Below are 20,506 nucleotides of genomic sequence, written 5' to 3'. Positions count from 1 at the left end.
ATCTCAGATATCTGGAAGCGCTTGCACGTTCGAGCGCCCCGGAGGAGCCTACCAAGGCGGTATCGATCTCGTAACGCCGAGTTGTCAATGTGACGAAGAGCAGGTATACCTGAAATCGCTTGCAATCACATGGCGGGCGAACATCACACGGAAGAACGGCCTTTCGAGCACGGTGCGCGGAACTCCCCACCAGGCGAAGGCGCCGATCTCACGCACACTGAGAAGGGCACACCAATGCGGGTGAACAAGAAGAGCCTCCTCGCGGCCGGCGCCGTCGCCGTCGTCGCGACCCTGGGTCTCGCTGGCTGCGCCGGCGGCGACTCCGGCGAGGGCGACAACGGCGCTGCGTCCGGCGGCACGCTGACCGTCTGGGTCGACGCCGAGCGCGTGGACGCGCTGAAGGGCGCGGCCGAGGCCTACACCGAGGAGACCGGCGTCGAGGTCGACCTCGTCGGCAAGGACAACGCCACCATCAAGGACGACTTCATCCAGCAGGTGCCGACGGGCGAGGGCCCCGACATCACCATGGGTGCGCACGACTGGCTCGGCGAGCTCTCGACCAACGGCGTCGTCGCGCCGCTCGAGCTCGGCGACTCGGCCGCCGACTACCTCCCCGTCGCGATCGACGCGGCGACCTACGAGGGCACCGTCTACATGCTCCCCTACGCGGTCGAGAACATCGCCGTGCTCCGCAACGCCGACCTCGTCGCCGAGCCGGCCACGAGCTTCGACGACATGATCGCCAAGGGCAAGGCCGCGGGCCTCGACCAGCCGTTCGTCGTCGAGCAGGGCGCCGAGGGCAACCCCTACCACCTCTACCCGTTCCAGACGGCGTTCGGCGCCCCGGTGTTCGGCACCAACGACGAGGGCTACGACCCCACCGACCTCCAGCTCGGCAGCGCCGGCGGCACCGAGTTCGCGACCTGGCTCGGCAGCCAGGGCAAGAACGGCACCGGCGTCTTCAACACCGACATCGACGGTGACATCGCCAAGCAGGCCTTCCTCGACGGCACCGCGGCGTTCTGGCTCACCGGCCCGTGGAACGTCGGCGCGGCCATCGACGGCGGCGTGAACGTCGCGATCGACACCGTCCCCAGCCCGACCGGTGAGGCCGCCTCGCCGTTCGCCGGCGTCAAGGGCTTCTTCGTCTCGTCCGAGTCGGAGAACAAGGTCGCCGCGAACGACTTCCTCGTGAACTACATCGGCACCGAGGACGTCCAGCTCGAGCTGTTCGAGGCTGGCAACATCCTCCCGGCCCTGAGCGCCGCCGCTGAGTCGGCCTCGTCCGACCCGATCATCGAGGGCTTCGCGGCCGTCGGCCAGGAGGCCGTCCCGATGCCCGCCATCCCGGCCATGGGTTCGGTGTGGCAGTACTGGGGCATCGCCGAGGCCTCGATCATCAACGGCGAGGACCCGGCGGCGACGTGGGAGAAGCTCACCGCCGACGTCCAGGCTGCGATCGACGCCAAGTAAGGGCCTGAGGCTCCGGGCCGGATGCCACGCGGCATCCGGCCCGGAGCCACTCGCATCCCCGAGCGCCGCTGACGCGCGCTGACGAGCGAGACGGACGAGAGAGCAAGAGAGCAGCAGATGAGCACCACGATCGACGAGGATGTCGCCGCCGGCTCGGCGACGCCGCCCACGAAGCGGCAGAAGCGCGCCGCACGCATCGCGGACGCCGCGTCAGGCGGCATCCGTTCCATCCTGGTCAAGCTGCTGCTGCTCGGCATCGTCGACGCGATCGCGGTCTACGCGATCCTCGTCCTCGCGCTGTCGCAGGAGTGGCTGGTCCTCGCGGTCGTCGTGGGCGTCACCGCCCTCGTCAACTGGATCTACTTCTCGCGGAGGGCGCTCCCGGCGAAGTACCTCACGCCGGGCGTGATCTTCCTGGTGCTGTTCCAGGTGTTCGTGCTCGTCTACACGGGGTACATCGCCTTCACCAACTACGGCACCGGGCACAACGGCTCGAAGGAGCAGGCGGTCAGTTCGCTGATGGCCGCGTCGCTCGAGCGCGTGCCCGACTCGCCCACCTACCAGGTCACCGTCGTCGACCAGCTCGGCACGCTCGGCCTCCTGGTCACCGACCCCAGCGGCGAGGCGAGCCTCGGAACGACCGAGCAGCAGCTGCAGCCGGTGGACCCGTCCGAGGTCGACGGCGGCAAGGCCGTCGCCGTCGACGGCTGGACCACCCTGCAGTTCAGCGACGTCATCGCGCGGACGAACGAGATCACCGAGCTCGCGGTGCCGTTCTCGGACGACCCGAACGACGGCGCCATCCGCACGCCCGACGGCTCGAGCGGCTACCTCTACACCTCGAACCTCGAGTACGACGAGGCCGCGGGCACCATGACCGACCTCACGACGGGCACGGTCTACTCCGACACCGGCACCGGCGCGTTCACCGCCGAGGACGGCACCGAGATCCTCCCCGGCTGGCAGATCACGGTCGGCTTCGACAACTTCGTCCGCGCCGTGACCGACACCCGCCTCGCGGGCCCGCTCGTCTACGTGACGCTCTGGACGTTCGCGTTCGCGCTGATCTCGGTCGCGACGACGTTCTTCCTCGGCCTCTTCCTCGCGATCGTCTTCAACGACATGCGGATGAAGGGCCGCAGGTACTACCGGGTCGCGATGATCATCCCCTACGCGATCCCGTCGTTCCTCTCGGCGCTCGTCTGGGCGGGCATGATGAACGAGAGCTTCGGCTTCATCAACCAGGTGATCTTCGGCGGCGCATCGATCCCATGGCTCACCGATCCATGGATGGCGAAGCTCTCGGTCATCATCGTGAACCTGTGGCTCGGGTTCCCGTACATGTTCCTCATCTGCACGGGCGCGCTGCAGTCGATCCCGGACGACGTGAACGAGGCATCGAGCATCGACGGTGCGTCGCCATGGCAGACCTTCCGGCACATCAAGCTGCCGCTGCTGCTCGTGAGCGTGGCCCCGCTGCTGATCGCGTCGTTCGCGTTCAACTTCAACAACTTCAACGTCATCTACATGTTGACGAACGGCGGGCCGCGAGACACGAGCGCGCCGATCCCGGTCGGCTTCACCGACATCCTCATCTCGATGGTCTACAAGGTCGCCTTCACCGGCCAGAACCGCGACTACGGACTCGCGGCGGCGTACTCGATCATCATCTTCATCGTGGTCGCGGTGATCTCGATCATCGCGTTCCGTCGGACCAAGTCGCTCGAGGAGATCAACTGATGTCGAACCAGCAGCCGATCCCCGGCTCCGACGCCGGGCTCCTCGAGGGCGAGCTGCGCGAGCAGCGCGACGCGGCCCGCGTCGGAGGCGACCCCCGCCTCGAGCGCGCCGCCGCCGTGCCCGCGAAGCGCCCGTTCCGCTTCGGCAGGTGGTTCAAGGCCACCGGATGGCGCCACCTCGTGGGCCTCGTCGTCGTCGCGTTCGCGCTCTTCCCGGTCGTGTTCGTGATCTCGTCGTCGCTGAACCCGAACGGCACGCTCACCGGGTCGAATGCGCTCTTCTCGCAGATCGGGTTCGACGCGTACGCCCGGATCCTCACGAACCCGCAGGTGCCGTTCACGACCTGGTTCGCGAACACGCTGATCATCGCGGGCGTCACGGCGATCCTCACGGTGTTCCTCGGCGCGCTCGCGGCGTACGCGTTCTCGCGGATGCGGTTCACGGGCCGACGATTCGGCCTCATCACGATCGTCGTCGTGCAGATGTTCCCGCAGATGCTCGCCGTCGTCGCGATCTTCCTCGTGATGACCGCGATCAGCGACTGGTTCCCGGCGATCGGCCTGAACACGCACATCGGCCTCATCATGGTGTACCTCGGCGGCGCGCTGGGCGTGAACACGTACCTGATGTACGGGTACTTCAACACGATCCCGGCGTCGATCGACGAGGCGGCGAAGATCGACGGCGCCGGGCACGCGCGCATCTTCTTCACGATCATCCTGCGGCTCGTCGCACCGATCCTCGCGGTCGTCGCCCTCCTCTCGTTCATCTTCTCGGTGAACGAGTACGTGGTGGCCTCCGTGATCCTCATCGATACCGAGAACCAGACGCTCGCGGTCGGCCTCACGAAGCTCGTCTCGAACCCGCGCTACGCGGACTGGGCGGCGTTCTCGGCGGGCGCGGTCATCGCGGCGCTGCCGGTCGTGCTCCTCTTCCTCTACCTGCAGAAGTACATCGTCGGCGGCCTCTCGGCCGGTGCGGTGAAGTAGGCCCGCCCGAATACGACGGATGCCGCGCGCGGAGGCCCCGCGTCGCGGCATCCGTCGTTCAGGCTCAGCCGAACTCGAAGTCGAGTGGCTGGATCTCGGTCGCATCCCAGCGGATGGGCCACCCGCCGGGGACGTCGGCGCCGCCCGTGAGGTCCTCCTCGTCCTCGGGCGGATAGGTGAGCACGCTCGCCTTGGCGAGCAGGTCGGCGTGGTCCGTGCCGTCGAAGGTCGCATCGTCGTCGATCGAGAACGTCAGCTCGATGTCGGGGAGTTCGCCGTCGGCGGGTTCGTCGAGGGTGCACACCCGCTCGCGCGCGTCGTAGGTCGCGCATCCGATCGGGTCGTCGACCAGGTCGATCCGGTCGGTCCAGTCGAACTTCACCTGGATCAGCCGGGAACCGTCCTCGGCGGCGCTCCGGTCGTCGAAGATCGCGGCCGTGAGCTCGACCGTCGCCTGGACCTCTTCCCCGGCGGGCGCGGAGGAGGGGTCGAACTCGACGTCGACCGGGAACACGTCGCTGCCCACGACGAGCGGCCCGGTCGCCGGCGGGACCAGGTCGGCGACCTCGCCCTCGCCGAGCTCGTCGTCGCCCTCCGTGATGCCGACCGCCTCGAGCGAGACGAGCCCGGCCGCCGACTCGTCGGTCGGCACCTGGATCGGCACGAAGACCCACTGCGTCTCGAGCGTGCCGCCCACCCACCGGCCGCTTCCCTGCTCGGCCGGGGGGACGTCGACGGGGAAGTCGACCACGCAGACGTCCTCCTCGGGGACGGAGATGCACGCCCCCGCGCCGTTCTGGAGGAAGGCGCCGAAGAGGTTCGGCGGCTGGGCGAAGTCGGGTGCGGTGATCCGGAACGCGAACTGCGCGTCGTCCGAGTCCGCGTCGAGCGTGCGGTGCACGGCCATCACGTACTGGCGGGTGCTCGACTCGGGGTTCGGCCGGTACGCCTCGACCTGCATCCAGAACGGCGGCGGGTCGAGTGCGACCTCGAGACGCTCGGCCGAGCTCGTGCGGATTCCGGGATCGACCTCGGCGACCGTGCCGTCCTCGACGCTCACGAGCCGGCTGGGCTTCGCGCTCACCGTGCCCGAGAACCCCTCGGGCGGCAGCGTGAACTCGAGGTCGGCCTGCGAGCGGAGCGCACCCGGATCGATCAGGCACTGGTCGCCCGGACGCACGAGCCCGGGCGCGCCGGGCTCCTGGAGCTCGTCGGTCGCGCCGTCGAGCCACCCGATGCACGAGTCGCCCGCGAGGGCGAGCTGGTCGGGCCAGGAGACGGCGACGGCGACGAGCGAGTCCTCCGGGGCATCCGCCGCGTCGACCGCGACGGTGGCGACCACGGTGCCGTCGGCGGGATCCGGGTCCGCCGGAGCAGTCAGTTCCGTCACGACGCTCACGGGCTCGGCCGCCGCGGTCACGGTCGGCGTCTCGGTCGGAGGCTCGGTGGTGGCCACCGGCGCCGCGCCGGTGAGGCTGTTCCACAGGAGGACGGCGAGGCCGATGATCAGGGCGAGCCCGATCACGGCGGCCGCGACGATCGCGGCGATGAACGTCCAGCCGGGCAGCAGCGGCAGTTGGCGGAACGTGCCCTCGAGCGTGGCCGACGGCTGGTTCTCCGGCGACACCGAGACGGTGAAGTCGTGCTGCTCGGGGTCGCCGCGCCACAGCAGGCTCCGGGCGTGCACGCGGAGGCTCACCTCCTGGGTGGAGCCGGCCGGGAGGGCCACCCGTGGGCGGTCGATCGTCAGCTCGAGGTTGCCGGCCGAGACGGCGAGGTCGGCGTCGGCGTGGGCGTTCCCGTTGTTCGAGACGGCGATGCGCGTCGTCGCGCCGCGTCGTCCCTCGAGGGAGGGCGGGGACAGCACGGCCGAGACGTCGCTGAACGACTGGATCGTCGCGATCGCCTCGAGCACGAGGAAGTCGTCGGGCGCGCCGGCCGGGACGACCTGGAATCGGACCACCATCTCCCCGACGGCCCAGCTGCCCGTGTGCTCGAGCCGCATGGTGGCGGTCGCGGTGCCGGACTCGCCCGGGTGCAGCAGCAGCGTGTCCGGCTCGATGACGACGTGCTCGGCGGCGTCGTCGATCGCCGTGAGCCGATACGCCTCGACGTCGTCGCCCTCGTTGCGGAGCGTCAGCGTGAACTGCTCCGCCGTGCCGGGCGTGATCGTGAGCGAGGCAGGCTCGATGTCGGCGACGGTGGCCATGCATCCGACGCTACGAACCGGCGTGCCGCACGTGTCGGCCCTCCGACCCGCCTTCCGGGCAGGAGCGGTGCCCTTTCGGTCAGCCGCCGACGGCGCTGCTCGCCTCAGCCGCCGATGATGACGGTCGGCGCACCCGGGCCGGGAACGACGGGCATCCCGTGCATCGACGTGTCGCCGAGCCGCGCGGCCGGGAACCCGCCGATCAGCACGGTCGAGCTGCCCATCGCGATGCCGTTCGGCGCGGGCGAGGCGCAGACGATCCCGCCAGGGATGCCGTTGGCCACCGCCGCGGGCATGCCGGCGATGAGCACGGTCGGGACGGATGCGACGGGGGTGATCGGGCCGCCCACGTGCGGGGTGACGCCGTCGACGAGCGGGCACACGGCCATGTCGCCGACGCGGAGCGCGGGACCCACGGGCATGCCCCGAGGCTACGCGTGGCGAACGAGGACGCGGCGTCCGCCCGGGCGGGCGAACAGGCAACGCCGTCGCCCGTTGAGGACACGTTGAGTGCGCGGAGAGCGGCCCTTGACACGATCCACGGGACGGCGCCGGGAGGGCCGTCCGACGACGCCGAGGAGGATGCCATGTCACGCATCGCCGTCCGCGTGTACGCGCGGGATCCCATCTCCGAAGCCGGGGTGACGAGCGCGCTGCGTCCGCGACCCGAGGTCCGGATCGTGACCGCCGACGAGGACGAGCCGCCTGACGTCGTGCTCGTGATCGTCGACGCCGTCGACGACGAGTCGCTCAACACGCTGCGCTTCGTCCGCCGCAACGGCGAGGCCAGGGTCATCCTGATCGCCGCCGAGCTCGACGACCAGGACCTGGTGCGTGCCGTGGAGAGCGGCGCGGTCGGGTTCGTCCGCCGATCCGAGGCGACGACCGATCGGCTCGTGTCGTGCATCGTCTCGGCGGCGGCCGGGGAGGGAACCGTCCCACCCGACCTGCTCGGGCGGCTGCTCGACCAGGTCGGCCGGCTCCAGCGCACGGTGCTCGACCCGCGCGGCATCGCGTTCACGGGCCTCGCGTCCAGGGAGATCGAGGTGCTCCGGCTCGTCGCCGACGGGTGGGACACGGCGCACATCGCGGCCGAGCTCTGCTACTCCGAGCGCACCGTGAAGAACGTGCTGCACGATGTCACGACGCGCCTGCAGCTCAGGAATCGCTCGCACGCCGTCGCCTACGCCATGCGCGAGGGCCTCATCTGAGTGCACCGTGCGACCGGGGCTTGCCCGAGGAGGAATCCGACGCTGCCCCCGCGGATGCCCCGGCCCCACCGGCCGTCGCGCGGCGGCGGGCCGACACTTGACGCATGATCGGCGAGATCGACGACGCGATCCGCGCCCTGGTGCGGCGTTCCGATGGGATCGCCGCGGACATCGAGGTCGCCTTGGACGCGCCCACCAAGGAGTGGGCGGCCCGCCGCAACGCGCCGACGGTCGACCTCTTCCTCTACGACATCCGCGAGGACGTGCGCCGCCGCGAGCACGGCTTCACCGAGCAGCGCGACGAGCACGGCGCCGTGACGAGCCGCGTCCCCGCGCCACGGTTCTTCAAGCTCTCCTACCTCGTGACGGCGTGGACCCAGCGGCCGGACGACGAGCATCGCCTGCTCGACGCGCTGCTGCGGTGCTTCCTGCAGTACGACGCGGTGCCCGATTCGTTCGTCGTCGACACGCTCGCCGAGACCGGACTGCCGTGCTCGATCAACGTGGCGCTGCCGCCGCCGGAGGACCGCGCGTTCGCCGACGTGTGGTCGTCGCTCGGCGGCGAGCTCAAGCCGTCGCTCGACGTCGTGATCACCGCGCCGATGACGCGGGGGATCTCGTACCCCGTCGGTCCGCCCGTCGATCGCGTGGAGACGCGCATCAGCGCCGACTCGCTCGGCGTGCCCGACGAGGTCCGCAGCCGGCCGCGCGTCCGCGTCGGCGGCAAGCGCTCGAGGAGCTGACATGATCTCCGACCCCGGTATCGTGCACCTGCTGGGTCGGGTCGGTGTCATCGAGGACCGGATCCGACGGCTGGTTGCCGCGCGGCGCGCGGTCGACCCGCAGCCCGACGACCCGTTCCGAGGGCTGTACCTCAGCGACGAGATGGTCGATCGGCTGCTGGCGGGGGCACCGGGGGTGCCCGACTGGTCGGATGCCTCGGCTCGACTCGCCGAGACCGAGCAGGCCGCCGACCTCGCCGAGGCCGCCGGGCACGCGCTCCGGCTCCGGCGACTCTCGCAGGCCTTCGGGCTGGGCACGATCGACGAGGACCTGCTCGTGATCGCGCTGGCGGCCGACCTCGACCCCAGGTTCGAGCGCTTCTTCGGGTACCTCAACGACGACGTCGGGCGGCGCCGACCGTCGTTCGCGCTCGCCCTCGAGCTGTGCGGCGTGCCCCTCACGTCGGCGGCCGATCGCGCCCGGCTCATCTCGGGGCCGCTCGTGTCGGGCGGGCTCGTCGTCGTCGAGGACGACGATCGGCCGCTGCCCGGCCGGGCGGTGCGGGTCCCCGATCGCGTGGTCGGGCACCTGCTCGGCGACGACGGGCCCGACCGTGCACTCGAAGGGGTGCTCCGCGACCCGTCGTCGGTCGAATGGGGCGACCCGAGCCGGGTGTCCGCCGCACTCGCGGCGGGCATCCGCCTCATCCACCTGCGGGAGCCGGCCACCGGATCGGGCGAGGCCGTCGCGAATCGCGGCCTCCGCTCCCACGGGCTCGGCGCGCTCTTCCTCGACCTCTCCCGGCTCGGCGGCGAGCAGGAGGCGATCCCGCTCGCGCGCGCCGCGGTGCGGGAGGCCCGGCTCCGCGGCTCCGGCCTCATCGTCGGGCCGCTCACCGAGGAGACCCCGGCGGCCCTCGTCGAGGTGCTCGCCGACTCGCCGCAGCCCACGGTGTTCATCGGCGACTCGACCTGGAACCCCACGTGGTGGCGCGAACTCCCGGCGATGATCGACGTCGAACCGTCGACCGTCGACGACCGGGCCCGACTGTGGCGCGACCTCCTCGGGCCGAGCGCAGAGTCCATCGACATCGCCGAGGTGACCGGCCAGTTCCGGCTCCGACCGGAACAGGTGCAGCGTGCCGCGCGCACCGCGCGAACGCAGGCGACGGTCTCCCGGACCGGGGAGCTCACCGCGGACGACCTCGCCGCCGGGGCGCGGGCCGAGAACGCGTCCGCGCTCGACCGGCTCGCGCGTCGCGTCGACCCGAGGGTCGGCTGGGACGACCTCGTCCTGCCGGCGGCGCCGCTGAACGCCCTCCGCGAGATCGAACTGCGGGCGCGGCACCGGGAGCAGGTGCTGGGGGACTGGGGGATGCGTCCGGGCGGCGGCCGCGGCCACGGCGTCGTCGCGCTGTTCGCCGGCGACTCCGGCACGGGGAAGACGATGTCGGCCGAGGTCGTCGCCGGAGGGCTCGGCCTAGACCTCTACGTCATCGACCTGTCGACGGTGATCGACAAGTACATCGGCGAGACCGAGAAGAACCTCGAGCGGATCTTCCGGGCCGCGACCGGCACGAACGCGGTGCTGCTGTTCGACGAGGCCGACGCGGTGTTCGGCAAGCGGAGCGACGTGAAGGACGCGCACGACCGCTACGCCAACGTCGAGAGCGCCTACCTCCTGCAGCGCATGGAGACCTTCGACGGCCTCGCGATCCTCGCGACGAACCTGCGCGCGAACATCGACGAGGCGTTCACCAGGCGCCTGGACGTCATCGTCGACTTCCCGATGCCGGATGCCGCGCACCGCTCGCGGCTGTGGGACCGGAGCCTCGGCAGCCGGCTGGGGCGCGACGACGACATCGACCTGGAGTTCCTCGGGCAGTCGTTCGAGCTCGCGGGAGGAGCCATCCGCTCGGCCGCCATCACCGCCGCCTACCTGGCGGCCGCCGAGCGCGGCACCGTGCGGATGCGGCACCTGATCGTCGCGGTGCACCGCGAGTACCGCAAGCTCGGCCGGCTCGTCGTCGAGCGCGAGTTCGGGCGGTACTGGGCCGAGGTGGGGAGCGGATGACGGGACCCGCGTTCCCGCCCGGCCCGTCCGCCGCGCGACGGTACGGGCGGTTCGAGGTGCCCGAAAGGGCAGACCTCGCCCGCGAGGGGCGCCGGGGCGGTGCAATGGAATCGGGCGATCGTGGAGGTGGACCATGCACGCACACGACTGGGACCCCGCCGAACCGGCGGCGGTCCGGAAGGCGGAGACCGCGCGCGAGAGCTCGGTCGCGACCGACGCGGCCGGGATCGCCGCCCGTCGAGCGGATGCGATCGGACCCGCCGGGATGCTCCGCCTGCAGCGCGAGGCGGGCAACAGCGCGGTCAGCGACCTCGTCGAGGAGGGACGCTCGCCCGTTCACGACGTGATCTCGTCGGGCGGCGCCTCGCTCGAGCCCGGGCTGCGGACGGACATGGAGCAGCGGCTCGGCGCGGACTTCGGCGACGTGAAGGTGCACACGGATGCCCCGGCGCACGAGTCCGCGCGATCCGTGAACGCGCACGCGTACACGGTCGGCTCGCACGTGGTGTTCCAGCGCGACGCTTACGATCCGTCGAGCAGCGCGGGCCGGACGACCATCGCGCACGAGCTCACCCACGTCATGCAGCAGCGCTCGGGCCCGGTCGACGGGTCGCCCGCCGGCGGCGGCATCAGCGTGAGCGACCCCGGCGACCGATTCGAGCGGGCGGCGTCCGACAACGCGACCCGCGCGATGGAGGAGCCGGCGCCGGTGCAGCGGAACGCGATCGACTCTGGCGCGCCTCCCACGGTGCAGCGGCAGGGCGAGGAGGAGGAAGAGGAGGCGGTGCAGGGTCTCTTCGTGCAGCGCCAGGGCGCCGAGGAGGAGCCGGAGGAGGAAGCGGCCGGCTGAGCCGCGAACGGCATGCTGCAGACATCCGCCCCGCCCGGACCGACGCACGACACCTGACCGGAGCCGTCGTCGATGACACTCGCCGTGGAGACGGGACGCGATCGACCGGCCGTCGATCGACATCCGCCCGGCGGCATCCGCTCGGCGACCACCGCCGCGCTCGCCGCGGCGCGACGGAACGCGGGCCGGGGTAGCGCGCCGCCGCCCGGGGGCGAGGCGATCCTCGCCCTCCAGCGCGCGGCCGGGAACGCCGCGGTGAGCGCCCTGGTCGCCGCGAAGTGGCGACGGCCGAGCGGCGACGCCGTCGTCGAGATCGACGGGGCCCTCGTCGAGCTGCGACGGGACGAACCCGACATCGATCGCGTGGAGAAGGGGCTCAAGCGGGCGAAGGCCGCGGGCATCCCCGTCGACCTCGAGGGACTGAAGCCGCCGGCCTCGGCGCTCGCGGTGACGCTGACCGGGTTCGGTCCGAGCTCGGTGCCGGGGAAGAAGCCGGTCCCGCCGAAGAAGCCCGTGCCGCCCGTGTCGCCGCTCGGACGGGCGGCCGCGGCGAAGTCCGCGGCACGCAGGCCCGCGGCCGCCCCGGTACCTCGCGCGGGCGCGGCGCGCGGCGGCGCCCCCGGGGCGGCCGTGGGGCCGACGCCCCTGACGGGCGAGCAGCTCCTGCGTCCCCCGGTGGCGCCGCCCGGGGTACGGCCCACCCAGGACCCGGCGTTCACCCGGGTCAGGAGCAGGGTCGCGGGATTCGCGGCGGCGAAGCGGGCGCACCCGCCCGCCGCGTCGAAGGCGAAGGAGGCCCAGGGCGCCGCCCTGGCCCCGAGCGACGACGTCGCCGGCCAGGCCAAGGCCGCCAAGGTCGACTCGATGGACGCCCAGCAGCCGGGCACCTTCGACAAGAAGGCGTTCATCGCGGCGGTCAAGACCGCGATCGAGGCGAAGTCGCCGAAGACGCTCAAGCAAGCGGACGACTACGCGAAGTCCGGCAAGGCCGGCGAGGTCAAGGGCGAGGTCAAGGGGCTCGTCACGCAGGGGAAGGAAGGATCGGCGCACGACATCGAGGAGGCCACCGCCGCGCCGCCGGACCCGTCGAAGGCCGTGCCCAAGCCCGTGACGCCGATGGCGGTCGAGAACCCCGGCCAGGTCGCCGCCATCCCCGCAGCGGGCGCCGTGCCGAAGCCCGCACCGCAGGAGCAGGTCAACCTCGAGGCCGGCAAGCACGAGGTCGATCAGGAGATGGCCGAGGCGAACGTCACCGAGGAGCAGCTCGCGAAGTCGGGCGAGCCCGAGTTCCAGGGGGCGCTCGCCGACAAGCGGACCGCGGCGGCCCACGCGGACACCGCGCCGGCGGAGTACCGCGCACAGGAGCAGGCGACCATCGCCCAGGGCAAGGCCCAGGCCGGCGCGACCACCGCGGCCGGCGTGCAGGGCATGCAAGGCACGAAGGCGACCGCGCTCGCGAGGCTCGTCGCCGAGAAGGGCAAGGCGAAGTCGAAGGACGAGCAGCGGCGCGCCGAGGTCACCGCGAGGATCCAGGGCATCTTCGGTGCCACCGAGACCGACGTGAAGAAGATCCTCGACGGCATCGACCCGAAGGTCGAGGCGGAGTTCGAGCGGGGCGAGGCTGCAGCGAGGGCGCGCTTCGAGACGTACGTCGCGGCGAAGATGTCGGCCTACAAGCGAGACCGGTACGGCGGATGGCTCGGCGGACTCCGCTGGGCCAAGGACAAGCTCTTCGGGATGCCCGACAAGGTCAACGAGTTCTACGTCGCCGGTCGCGAGCTCTACCTCGCGCAGATGGACGGCGTGATCTCGAGGGTCGCCGACATCGTCGGCTCGGCCCTCACCGCGGCGAAGCAGCGGATCGCCAAGGGCCGCAGCGAGATCGCGAGCTACGTGAAGTCGCTCCCGCGGGACCTGCAGAAGGTCGGCTCGGAGGCGGCGAAGGACATCGGAGACCGGTTCGACCAGCTCGAGAGCGAGGTCGCGGACAAGCAGAACGAGATCGTCGACGCGCTCGCGACGAAGTACGTCGAGGCGCGCAAGGGACTCGACGAGCGGATCGAAGCCCTCCAAGCCGAGAACCGCGGCCTCGTCGACAAGGCGATCGGTGCGATCAAGGCGGTCATCAACACCATCCGGGAACTCGCAGCGATGCTGAGGAACGCGCTCGCCCGCGCTGCGAGCGTGGTCGGCGACATCGTCGGCGACCCGGTCGGCTTCCTCGGCAACCTCATCAGCGGAATCAAGGGCGGTATCGACAAGTTCTTCGCCAACATCACCACGCACCTGAAGAAGGGCCTCATGGGATGGCTCTTCGGGCAGCTCGGCGACGCGGGCATCGAGATCCCCGACACGTTCGACCTCAAGGGCGTGGTGAAGCTGCTCGCCTCGGTGTTCGGCCTCACCTGGGCGAACATCCGCAACCGGCTCGTGCGTCAGATCGGGGAGACGGCCATGGCGGCCGTCGAGCGGGGTGTCGAGATCTTCCAGGTCATCAAGGACCAGGGCATCGCGGGGCTCTGGGACAAGCTCGTCGAGAAGATCGGCGACATCAAGGCGATGATCGTCGACCAGATCCAGGACTTCGTGATCACGAAGATCATCACCGCCGGCATCACCTGGCTGATCAGCCTGCTGAACCCGGCCGCCGCGTTCATCAAGGCGTGCAAGCTGATCTACGACGTCGTCATGTTCTTCGTGAACAACGCGGCCCGCATCGCCCAGTTCGTGAACACGGTCATCGACGGCGTGGTCGACATCGCGAAGGGCCGGGTCGGCGTCGTGGTCGACAAGGTCGAGAGCGCGCTCGGCCAGATGGTGCCGATCCTCATCGGCTTCATCGCGAGCGTCCTCGGCATCGGCGGCATCGGCGAGAAGATCCGCTCGATCATCCAGGCCATCCAGCGGCCGATCAACAAGGCCCTCGACTTCCTCATCAAGACCGGACTGAAGGTCGCCGGCCCGATCATCCGCGGCATCAAGGGCATCAGCACCAAGGTCAAGGCGAAGGTCGCCGCGGGCAAGGCGTGGGCGAAGGGGAAGGTCGAGGCCGGGAAGGCCTGGGCGAAGGGGAAGGTCGCCTCCATCCGGTCCAAAGGCGAGCAACCGGCCGAAGGGAAGCTCTCACCGGCCGAGGTGAAGCGTCGAGCGGCGAACATGCTCCAAGGCAGATCGTTCGCGGATGCCAAGGAAGCCCACGCTGCCCTGAAAGCGACGTGGAGTACGCTCCAACCGCTCGGTCTGAAGGGCCTGCGGCTCGACCCCGGCACGAAGTCGAAGCCTCCCGCGGTCTACGCGAGTGCCAGTGTGGCGGAGCGGATCGAGTTGGCGACCTCCGCTTCGGAAGTTCTCGCACTCGCGCTCAAGTTGCGCATGTTGACGGGTACGACATCGGCATTCGTGAGCTACGGCGACGGCAGACGCTTCGGGCCGGCCAACGGCTTCAGTGGACGAGGGCGCGGTCACGCCGAGATGCACATCGAGAAACGAGCTCCCGCACTGCTCCAGCGCATCGCGCGCGAGCGTCGAACCGGATCGCTGCCGAGCACCGGGCCGACCCCGATCGTGATCGACATGAACAGGCTCCCGTGCGATCACTGCGTGAAGAGGATGAAGGACTCCTTCGATGCAGCAGTGGTGAACAAGCAGGTGACGGTCACCCTCAACGCTGCCTCCGTCTGGCGACAGGCGACTGGCGGTATCGACCTGACCAGCGATGAGAAGCTGAGAGAACTGCGCGAGCGCATCACCGTGCAGCCACTCCATGTCTGGCCGCTGATCGAGCGTCGCCTCCGATCGTTCGGTGAGCCCGAGGTACAGGTCGGCAACCGCGTGTACGCGATCAATGAGTGGCTGAACATGAATGCCGGAACGCACGGCGTGGGCGCCTTCGACGTCGAGGAGAAGCTCGACCGCCTGAACCGATCCGCTCCGCTGCGCGCCGAGCAGCTCGGGAACGGTGCGCGGTCGTAGCCGTCCAGTGCGGCATCGACCTGCCCGATCGCGCAGCCACGACTACCCACCCGCACGCACCGACAGACTGCACGTCGAGGCACGCGCGCGCGGACGCTGGAGAGACCTGATCCAGCGAAGGAGCCTCCGATGCCCACCTACCTCTCTCCCGGTGTGTACGTGCAGGAGATCGAGGCCGGCACCCGGCCGATCGAGGGCGTCGGCACCGCGGTCGCCGCGTTCATCGGCCTGGCGCCCAAGGGCCCCGAGAACCAGCCCACCCTCGTGTCCAACTGGACCCAGTACGTCGAGAAGTTCGGAGGCCTCGTCGAAGGCGCGTACCTCGCGTACGCCGTCTACGGCTACTTCCTGAACGGCGGCGGCAACTGCTACATCGTGCGGGTCGGCGCCGGTTCGAGCGACGGCGGCGGAGGCAAGGGGGGCCGCAAGGGCTCCCAGAAGCAGCTGCCGGCCGGCCCGCAGACGGCGAAGATCGGCAACTACGTCTTCACGGCCAAGAACGCCTCGCCCAACGCGAAGCCCGTCAAGGTCGAGGTGAGCGACACCGAGGCCGAGGGCGCCGAGGAGGGCAGCTTCAAGATCGCCGTGACGGTCGAGGGGCGCTCACCGGAGGTGTACGACGGCGTCTCGGCGAGCCCCGCGAGCCCGAACTTCGTCGTGACGAAGCTCGCGGAGTCGAAGGCGGTCGTCGTCGAGGAGGCCGACGCGGCCGCCGGGGCCGTCCGCCCGCAGAACGGCGTCTTCGACCTCGAGGTGCCCGAGCCCGAGGAGCAGCCCGTCGTGCTCGACGGGCTGGCTGCCCGCGACTACATCGGCGACTCGTCCGACCGGACCGGCTTCAGCGGCCTCGAGGAGGTCGAGGACGTCACGATGGTCGCGATCCCGGACCTCATGGCGGCCTTCCAGCAGGGCGCGATCGACCTCACCACGGTCCAGGCCGTGCAGAAGGCCGTGGTCGCCCACTGCGAGCTCATGGGCGACCGGATGGCGATCCTCGACCCGCCGCCGGACCTGTCGGCGCAGGAGATCGTCGACTGGCGGCGCAACAAGTCCGGCCACGACTCGAAGTTCGCGGCGCTCTACTACCCGTGGTTCACGGTGCTCGACCCCGCGACCGGCGTGAATCGCTCCGTACCGCCGTCGGGCCACATCGCGGGCCTCTGGGCGCGCAACGACAGCGAGCGCGGCGTCCACAAGGCGCCCGCGAACGAGATCGTCCGCGGCGCCGTCGAGCTGCAGACCCAGCTCACCCGCACCGAGCAGGAGCTGCTCAACCCGATCGGCGTGAACGCGATCCGCAGCTTCCCGGGCCGTGGCATCCGGGTCTGGGGGGCCCGGACGCTCTCGAGCGACTCGGCGTGGAGGTACGTCAACATCCGACGGCTGTTCAACTACCTCGAGAAGTCGATCCTCAACGCCACGCAGTTCGCGGTGTTCGAGCCGAACGACCCGGCGCTCTGGGGCAAGCTCACCCGCTCGATCTCGGCGTTCCTGATCGGCGAATGGCGCAAGGGGGCCCTGTTCGGCCGCACGCCGGACGAGGCGTTCTTCGTCAAGTGCGACGACGAGACCAACCCGGCCGACGTCATCGACTCGGGGCAGGTCGTGTGCCAGATCGGCGTCGCCCCGGTGAAGCCGGCCGAGTTCGTCGTCTTCCAGCTCTCGCAGTTCTCGGGCGGCACGAGCCTCGTGACCGAGTGACTCCGGGCGCAACCCCGACCACCATCCGAACAGACCGAACCGAACCCAGGAGCATGCCATGCCACTCGCCGATTCCTTCGACTCCTCACCGGCCTACGCGTTCAAGGTCACGATCGACGGCATCGAGATCCCGAAGGTCACGGAGGTCGCGGGCCTCAAGAACGAGGTCGACAAGATCGAACTCAAGCAGCAGCTGGCCGACGGCAAGTACGTGGCCCGCCAGTTGATCGGTCGCGCCAAGACGGGGGAGTTCACGGTCACCCGCGGACTCACCGAGTCCAAGACGATCAGCGACTGGCTGAAGGTCGTGATGAACGGCGACGTCGCCGGCGCCCGCAAGAACGCCTCGGTCGAACTGCTCGACTACGAGGGCGGCACGCTCAAGAAGTACGAGTTCCGCAACTGCTGGGTGCGCTCGGTCGAGATCAACTCCCTGAAGGCCGGCGCGACCGAGCAGGCCACCGAGAAGTTCACCATCTGCTTCGACGAGTCGGAGGTGACCTGATGCAGCGGGTCATCGCGACGATGCCGAGCACGACCGCGCCCGGGGTGGAGAACGCCCCGGGGCGGTCCGGTTCGGCGGGGCCGGCGGCGGCCGACGACGGCGTGATGCGGACCGAGTTCGCCTTCGAGCTGCCGCGCGGCTACGTCGGCCAGGACGGGACCGTGCACCGGCGGGGCGTCATGCGCCTCGCGACGGCGCGCGACGAACTGCTGCCGTTGTACGACGCCCGCGTCCAGGAGAACCCGGCGTTCACGACGGTGGTGCTCCTCGGCCGCGTGATCACGTCGCTCGGCACCCTGCCCTCGGTCGACGGCTCGGTGATCGAGAACATGTTCGCGTCGGATGTCGCGTTCCTGCAGGACTTCTACCGGCGGATCAACGCCGAGGGCCACACCCGCATCGCCGTGACGTGCCCCGAGTGCTCGCACCGGTTCACGGCCGACCTCGCCGGTGGGCGCCTGGGGGAATCATGACGTACCCGGCCGACCGCATCCATGAGGAGGTCGCGTACGTCGCCTATCACTTCCACTGGTCGCTCGAGGACATCCTCGACATGGAGCACACGGCGCGTCGACGCTACGTGCAGGAGATCGCGGCGATCAACACGCGGCTGAACGAGGGCGGTTGAGCGGTGCGGTGGCCGTGGCAGCGAACCGAACGGACGGGCAGGGCTGCGGCCGACCCGCCTCCGACGGATGCCTCTGGCGCCGCGCGCACCTCGGAAGCGACGGATGCCACGGCCGTCGCCCCCGCCGGCTGGGCCTTCCTCCCGCCGCTCCAGCGTGAGGTGGACAGCGCTCCGCCGGCCACGCTGCGGCCGGGGTTCGTCGATGCGCTGCCGACCCGGGTCGTGCCGGCGTCGCTCGGGACGATGGGGCATCTCGTCGACGCCCGCGCGCCGTCGGGCACCGTCGGGGTCGACGATGCGGCGCTCGGCGCGCCGGTCCAGCGCGCGACGGCGGTCGACCTCCCGCTGCGGCCGAGGCCGTCGGGTGCTCCCGCTCCATCGGGCGGTCGGACGGGTCGTGCGGTCGCCGTGCAGCGGGCGGGCGAGCCCGAGCCGGTCGTGGGGCAGGCGACGGATGCAACGGGGGCCGCGGACACGGCGGGCGCGAGCGACTCGTGGTCGGACTCCGTCCCCGACGACGCCGCCGCGACTACGGCGCCGGATCCGGCACCGCCGGACCACGCCGGGCACGACCACGCCGCGCCCGATCGGATCGAACCCGACCGGGCCGCGCACGACCAGGCCGCGCCGGACACGGCTCAGGCCCGCGTCCAGCGGACACCGCACGGACCGGGACCCGCGGCCCCGACGCTCGGCGCCGACCCGCGGTCGGGCTCGACGGCGTCCCGCCCGGGCGGGATCGGCGGCGTCGCGTCGGACTCCGAGGCCGGCAGGGCACCGGCGACGGGCCCGCTCGGAGCCGGGCCCGTTCCGGGCGGTCTCCCCGTGCAGCGCACGTCGGCCCCCGCCGACGAGCTCGCCGACTCCCACGGACCCGCCGGCCCCGAGCCGCTCGCACCGCGTCGCGGACCGAGTGGGCGCGAGGTGCCGACGATCGCCGCACGGACCGTCGATCCGCCGATCGACCGCCCGGCCGCCGGCGAGGGCGTCCCGACGGCACCTTTCCCGGCGCCGCCGGCGCCGTCTGCGGCGCGGCGCCCGGGGCTCGGTGCGCCGCTCGCGCCCGCGGCGGTGCAGCGGAGCCCGGAATCGGACGGCGCGGACCGATCTCCTGGCGCCGAGGCGTCGAGGCCGAGCTCGGAGCATCCCATCGACGACGCGACCTCGCCCGACCCGTCGCCCGCGGCAGGCGCCGTTGCAGGGGAGCCGGAGACCGAGTCGGCATGGGCGGCCTCCGACGAGGTCGTCGTCACCGGACTGCCGCTGCTCGGCGACCGCGGCCCGGGCACGGGGATGTCGGCGCCCGGCCCCGGCCCGATCGCATCCGGGTGGGCCGACCCCGGATCGGGGTTCCCGCTGGCGGCGACGGACACGGGGATCGAGCACGGGACCGATCCGACCTCCTCCGCGCGATCGGGCGACCGCGAGGGCGACGGCAACGGGGTCGAAGCGACGAACGCGACTCCCACGACCTCCGCATCGCTTGAGGCATCCGCCACGCCCGTCGCGGCCCGCGGCCTGGTCGGCGCCTCCGCGGTCGTGCAGCGACTGGGCGCCGGGGGCGACCTGCCCGGACCGCAGGCCGCGCTCCCGACGGTCTCGCTCACGCCGTCCCGGCGGATCGTGCCATCGGTCACCGGCGCGTCGGCGTGGGCGCCCGCTGCCGGACGCGCGGGCGGCCGGGTCGTCGTCGCGCGCGTCGTCGCACCCGAGGCGGGGAACGACCCGCCGGCCGGTGTGGGCCGGGAGGGCCCGGACTTGGCGGCGAGCGTCGCCGACCTCGTCGACGCGGCATCCGGACGTCCGATCGCGACCGGCGCGCCGGCAGCGCCGTCCGGGTTCGGATCGGGTGCATCGGCGGACCCGATGCCTGGCGGGACGCCGTCCGGACCCGGCCCGCGGGAGGCGGCTTCAGTCCTGACGGCGCCGGCGAGCGCGACCGTGCAGCGGTCCGTGGCGGCCGCCGGAACCCCCGCGTCCGCCACGTCGCCGCCCCGCGGGCCGCTCGCGGTGCAGCGCTTCGGCCTGCCGTCGATCCCGTCGATGCCGGGCGCGGGCGACCTGCCCGACCTCTCGTCGCTCCGCCGACGCGTGCCCGACCTCGGTGAGGCCGCCGGCGAGGCGAGGTCGCGCGTCGAGGCGGCGGCATCCGGCGCCGCCGACCGGGCGCGGGACGCCGCCTCCTCGACCGCATCGGACCTCCGCGAGCGGGCCGAGCAGGCGGCCGACTCGGCGCGCGGCGCCTCAGCCGCGGCGGTCGACGACGCCGCGGCCGCCGCCGGCGCGGCGCTCGGCGGCGGCACCGCGGGGGCCGGCGAGGTCGAACAGCTCGTGCGGCGGATCTACGGCCCGCTGGTCCGGCGCATCAAGGCGGAGCTCCTGCTCGATCGCGAGCGCCGCGGCATCCGCATCGACGGGATCTGAACGAAGGA

Annotated in this window: 15 protein-coding genes; 13 read left to right on the top strand and 2 right to left on the bottom strand. The window is 71.4% G+C overall.

The window, feature by feature from the left end; all coding sequences use genetic code 11:
• Positions 1-234: 234 nt before the first annotated feature.
• The 3 genes from GLX25_RS09765 (at position 235) to GLX25_RS09755 (ending at position 4,202) form a co-directional block, all read left to right on the top strand.
• Positions 235-1,473 carry a sugar ABC transporter substrate-binding protein gene (locus tag GLX25_RS09765; protein WP_155842285.1) on the top strand — a complete coding sequence of 413 codons (1,239 nt, stop codon included), beginning with the start codon at positions 235-237 and terminating at the stop codon, positions 1,471-1,473.
• 117 nt (positions 1,474-1,590) lie between these two features.
• A complete protein-coding gene (locus tag GLX25_RS09760) occupies positions 1,591-3,213 on the top strand; it encodes an ABC transporter permease subunit (protein ID WP_155842284.1) in 1,623 nt (540 codons plus the stop codon).
• Positions 3,213-4,202: a sugar ABC transporter permease gene (locus tag GLX25_RS09755; RefSeq protein WP_155842283.1), complete on the top strand. Its 990-nt coding sequence runs from the start codon at positions 3,213-3,215 to the stop codon at positions 4,200-4,202. The genes GLX25_RS09760 and GLX25_RS09755 overlap by 1 nt, the downstream gene beginning before the upstream one ends.
• A 64-nt stretch (positions 4,203-4,266) precedes the next feature.
• Here GLX25_RS09755 and GLX25_RS09750 read toward each other — a convergent pair whose 3' ends face one another.
• Together GLX25_RS09750 and GLX25_RS09745 are read right to left on the bottom strand one after the other, a co-directional pair.
• Positions 4,267-6,411 carry a COG1470 family protein gene (locus GLX25_RS09750; RefSeq protein WP_155842282.1) on the bottom strand — a complete coding sequence of 715 codons (2,145 nt, stop codon included), beginning with the start codon at positions 6,409-6,411 and terminating at the stop codon, positions 4,267-4,269.
• A gap of 104 nt (positions 6,412-6,515) precedes the next feature.
• On the bottom strand, positions 6,516-6,833 hold the full coding sequence (locus GLX25_RS09745; protein WP_155842281.1) for a PAAR domain-containing protein: 318 nt from the start codon (positions 6,831-6,833) through the stop codon (positions 6,516-6,518).
• Between the two features lie 165 nt (positions 6,834-6,998).
• Between GLX25_RS09745 and GLX25_RS09740 the strand changes: the two genes are divergently transcribed.
• The 10 genes from GLX25_RS09740 (at position 6,999) to GLX25_RS09700 (ending at position 20,498) form a co-directional block, all read left to right on the top strand.
• A complete protein-coding gene (locus GLX25_RS09740) occupies positions 6,999-7,622 on the top strand; it encodes a response regulator transcription factor (protein WP_155842280.1) in 624 nt (207 codons plus the stop codon).
• A 104-nt stretch (positions 7,623-7,726) separates the two neighbouring features.
• Positions 7,727-8,365 carry a Pvc16 family protein gene (locus GLX25_RS09735; RefSeq protein ID WP_155842279.1) on the top strand — a complete coding sequence of 213 codons (639 nt, stop codon included), beginning with the start codon at positions 7,727-7,729 and terminating at the stop codon, positions 8,363-8,365.
• A 1-nt stretch (position 8,366) separates the two neighbouring features.
• Positions 8,367-10,418: an ATP-binding protein gene (locus GLX25_RS09730; protein ID WP_155842278.1), complete on the top strand. Its 2,052-nt coding sequence runs from the start codon at positions 8,367-8,369 to the stop codon at positions 10,416-10,418.
• Positions 10,419-10,551: 133 nt separating this feature from the next.
• The gene (locus GLX25_RS09725; protein WP_155842277.1) at positions 10,552-11,268 is read left to right on the top strand and encodes an eCIS core domain-containing protein; all 717 of its coding nucleotides are present in this window, start codon (positions 10,552-10,554) and stop codon (positions 11,266-11,268) included.
• Between the two features lie 72 nt (positions 11,269-11,340).
• Entirely contained in the window at positions 11,341-15,240 is a 3,900-nt protein-coding gene (locus GLX25_RS09720) for a phage tail protein (RefSeq protein ID WP_205719856.1), read from the top strand.
• A 129-nt stretch (positions 15,241-15,369) separates the two neighbouring features.
• On the top strand, positions 15,370-16,941 hold the full coding sequence (locus tag GLX25_RS09715) for a phage tail sheath family protein (RefSeq protein WP_155842276.1): 1,572 nt from the start codon (positions 15,370-15,372) through the stop codon (positions 16,939-16,941).
• A 58-nt stretch (positions 16,942-16,999) separates the two neighbouring features.
• Positions 17,000-17,446 (top strand): phage tail protein, encoded by a 447-nt coding sequence (locus tag GLX25_RS09710; RefSeq protein WP_155842275.1) that lies wholly within the window; start codon positions 17,000-17,002, stop codon positions 17,444-17,446.
• Positions 17,446-17,919, top strand: a complete 474-nt coding sequence (locus tag GLX25_RS09705; RefSeq protein WP_155842274.1) for a hypothetical protein — start codon at positions 17,446-17,448, stop codon at positions 17,917-17,919. Before GLX25_RS09710 ends, GLX25_RS09705 begins: the two co-directional genes overlap by 1 nt.
• Positions 17,916-18,074, top strand: a complete 159-nt coding sequence (locus tag GLX25_RS18380) for a DUF6760 family protein (protein ID WP_165307598.1) — start codon at positions 17,916-17,918, stop codon at positions 18,072-18,074. The genes GLX25_RS09705 and GLX25_RS18380 overlap by 4 nt, the downstream gene beginning before the upstream one ends.
• Before the next feature lie 159 nt (positions 18,075-18,233).
• Positions 18,234-20,498, top strand: a complete 2,265-nt coding sequence (locus GLX25_RS09700) for a hypothetical protein (protein ID WP_155842273.1) — start codon at positions 18,234-18,236, stop codon at positions 20,496-20,498.
• Positions 20,499-20,506 lie beyond the last annotated feature (8 nt).

The sequence above is a fragment of the Agromyces luteolus genome (assembly GCF_009729855.1).
Classification (GTDB): Bacteria; Actinomycetota; Actinomycetes; order Actinomycetales; family Microbacteriaceae; genus Agromyces; species Agromyces luteolus.
This window is presented reverse-complemented; position numbering and strand designations above follow the sequence as displayed.

Bases quoted from the DNA above. Each gene is read 5' to 3' on its own strand.
- GLX25_RS09745 (WP_155842281.1), bottom strand. From the start codon at position 6,833: ATGCCCGTGGGTCCCGCGCTCCGCGTCGGCGACATGGCCGTGTGCCCG.
- GLX25_RS09735 (WP_155842279.1), top strand. From the start codon at position 7,727: ATGATCGGCGAGATCGACGACGCGATCCGCGCCCTGGTGCGGCGTTCC.
- GLX25_RS09715 (WP_155842276.1), top strand. From the start codon at position 15,370: ATGCCCACCTACCTCTCTCCCGGTGTGTACGTGCAGGAGATCGAGGCC.
- GLX25_RS09720 (WP_205719856.1), top strand. From the start codon at position 11,341: ATGACACTCGCCGTGGAGACGGGACGCGATCGACCGGCCGTCGATCGA.
- GLX25_RS09730 (WP_155842278.1), top strand. From the start codon at position 8,367: ATGATCTCCGACCCCGGTATCGTGCACCTGCTGGGTCGGGTCGGTGTC.
- GLX25_RS09725 (WP_155842277.1), top strand. From the start codon at position 10,552: ATGCACGCACACGACTGGGACCCCGCCGAACCGGCGGCGGTCCGGAAG.
- GLX25_RS09760 (WP_155842284.1), top strand. From the start codon at position 1,591: ATGAGCACCACGATCGACGAGGATGTCGCCGCCGGCTCGGCGACGCCG.
- GLX25_RS18380 (WP_165307598.1), top strand. From the start codon at position 17,916: ATGACGTACCCGGCCGACCGCATCCATGAGGAGGTCGCGTACGTCGCC.
- GLX25_RS09765 (WP_155842285.1), top strand. From the start codon at position 235: ATGCGGGTGAACAAGAAGAGCCTCCTCGCGGCCGGCGCCGTCGCCGTC.
- GLX25_RS09710 (WP_155842275.1), top strand. From the start codon at position 17,000: ATGCCACTCGCCGATTCCTTCGACTCCTCACCGGCCTACGCGTTCAAG.
- GLX25_RS09705 (WP_155842274.1), top strand. From the start codon at position 17,446: ATGCAGCGGGTCATCGCGACGATGCCGAGCACGACCGCGCCCGGGGTG.
- GLX25_RS09750 (WP_155842282.1), bottom strand. From the start codon at position 6,411: ATGGCCACCGTCGCCGACATCGAGCCTGCCTCGCTCACGATCACGCCC.
- GLX25_RS09740 (WP_155842280.1), top strand. From the start codon at position 6,999: ATGTCACGCATCGCCGTCCGCGTGTACGCGCGGGATCCCATCTCCGAA.
- GLX25_RS09755 (WP_155842283.1), top strand. From the start codon at position 3,213: ATGTCGAACCAGCAGCCGATCCCCGGCTCCGACGCCGGGCTCCTCGAG.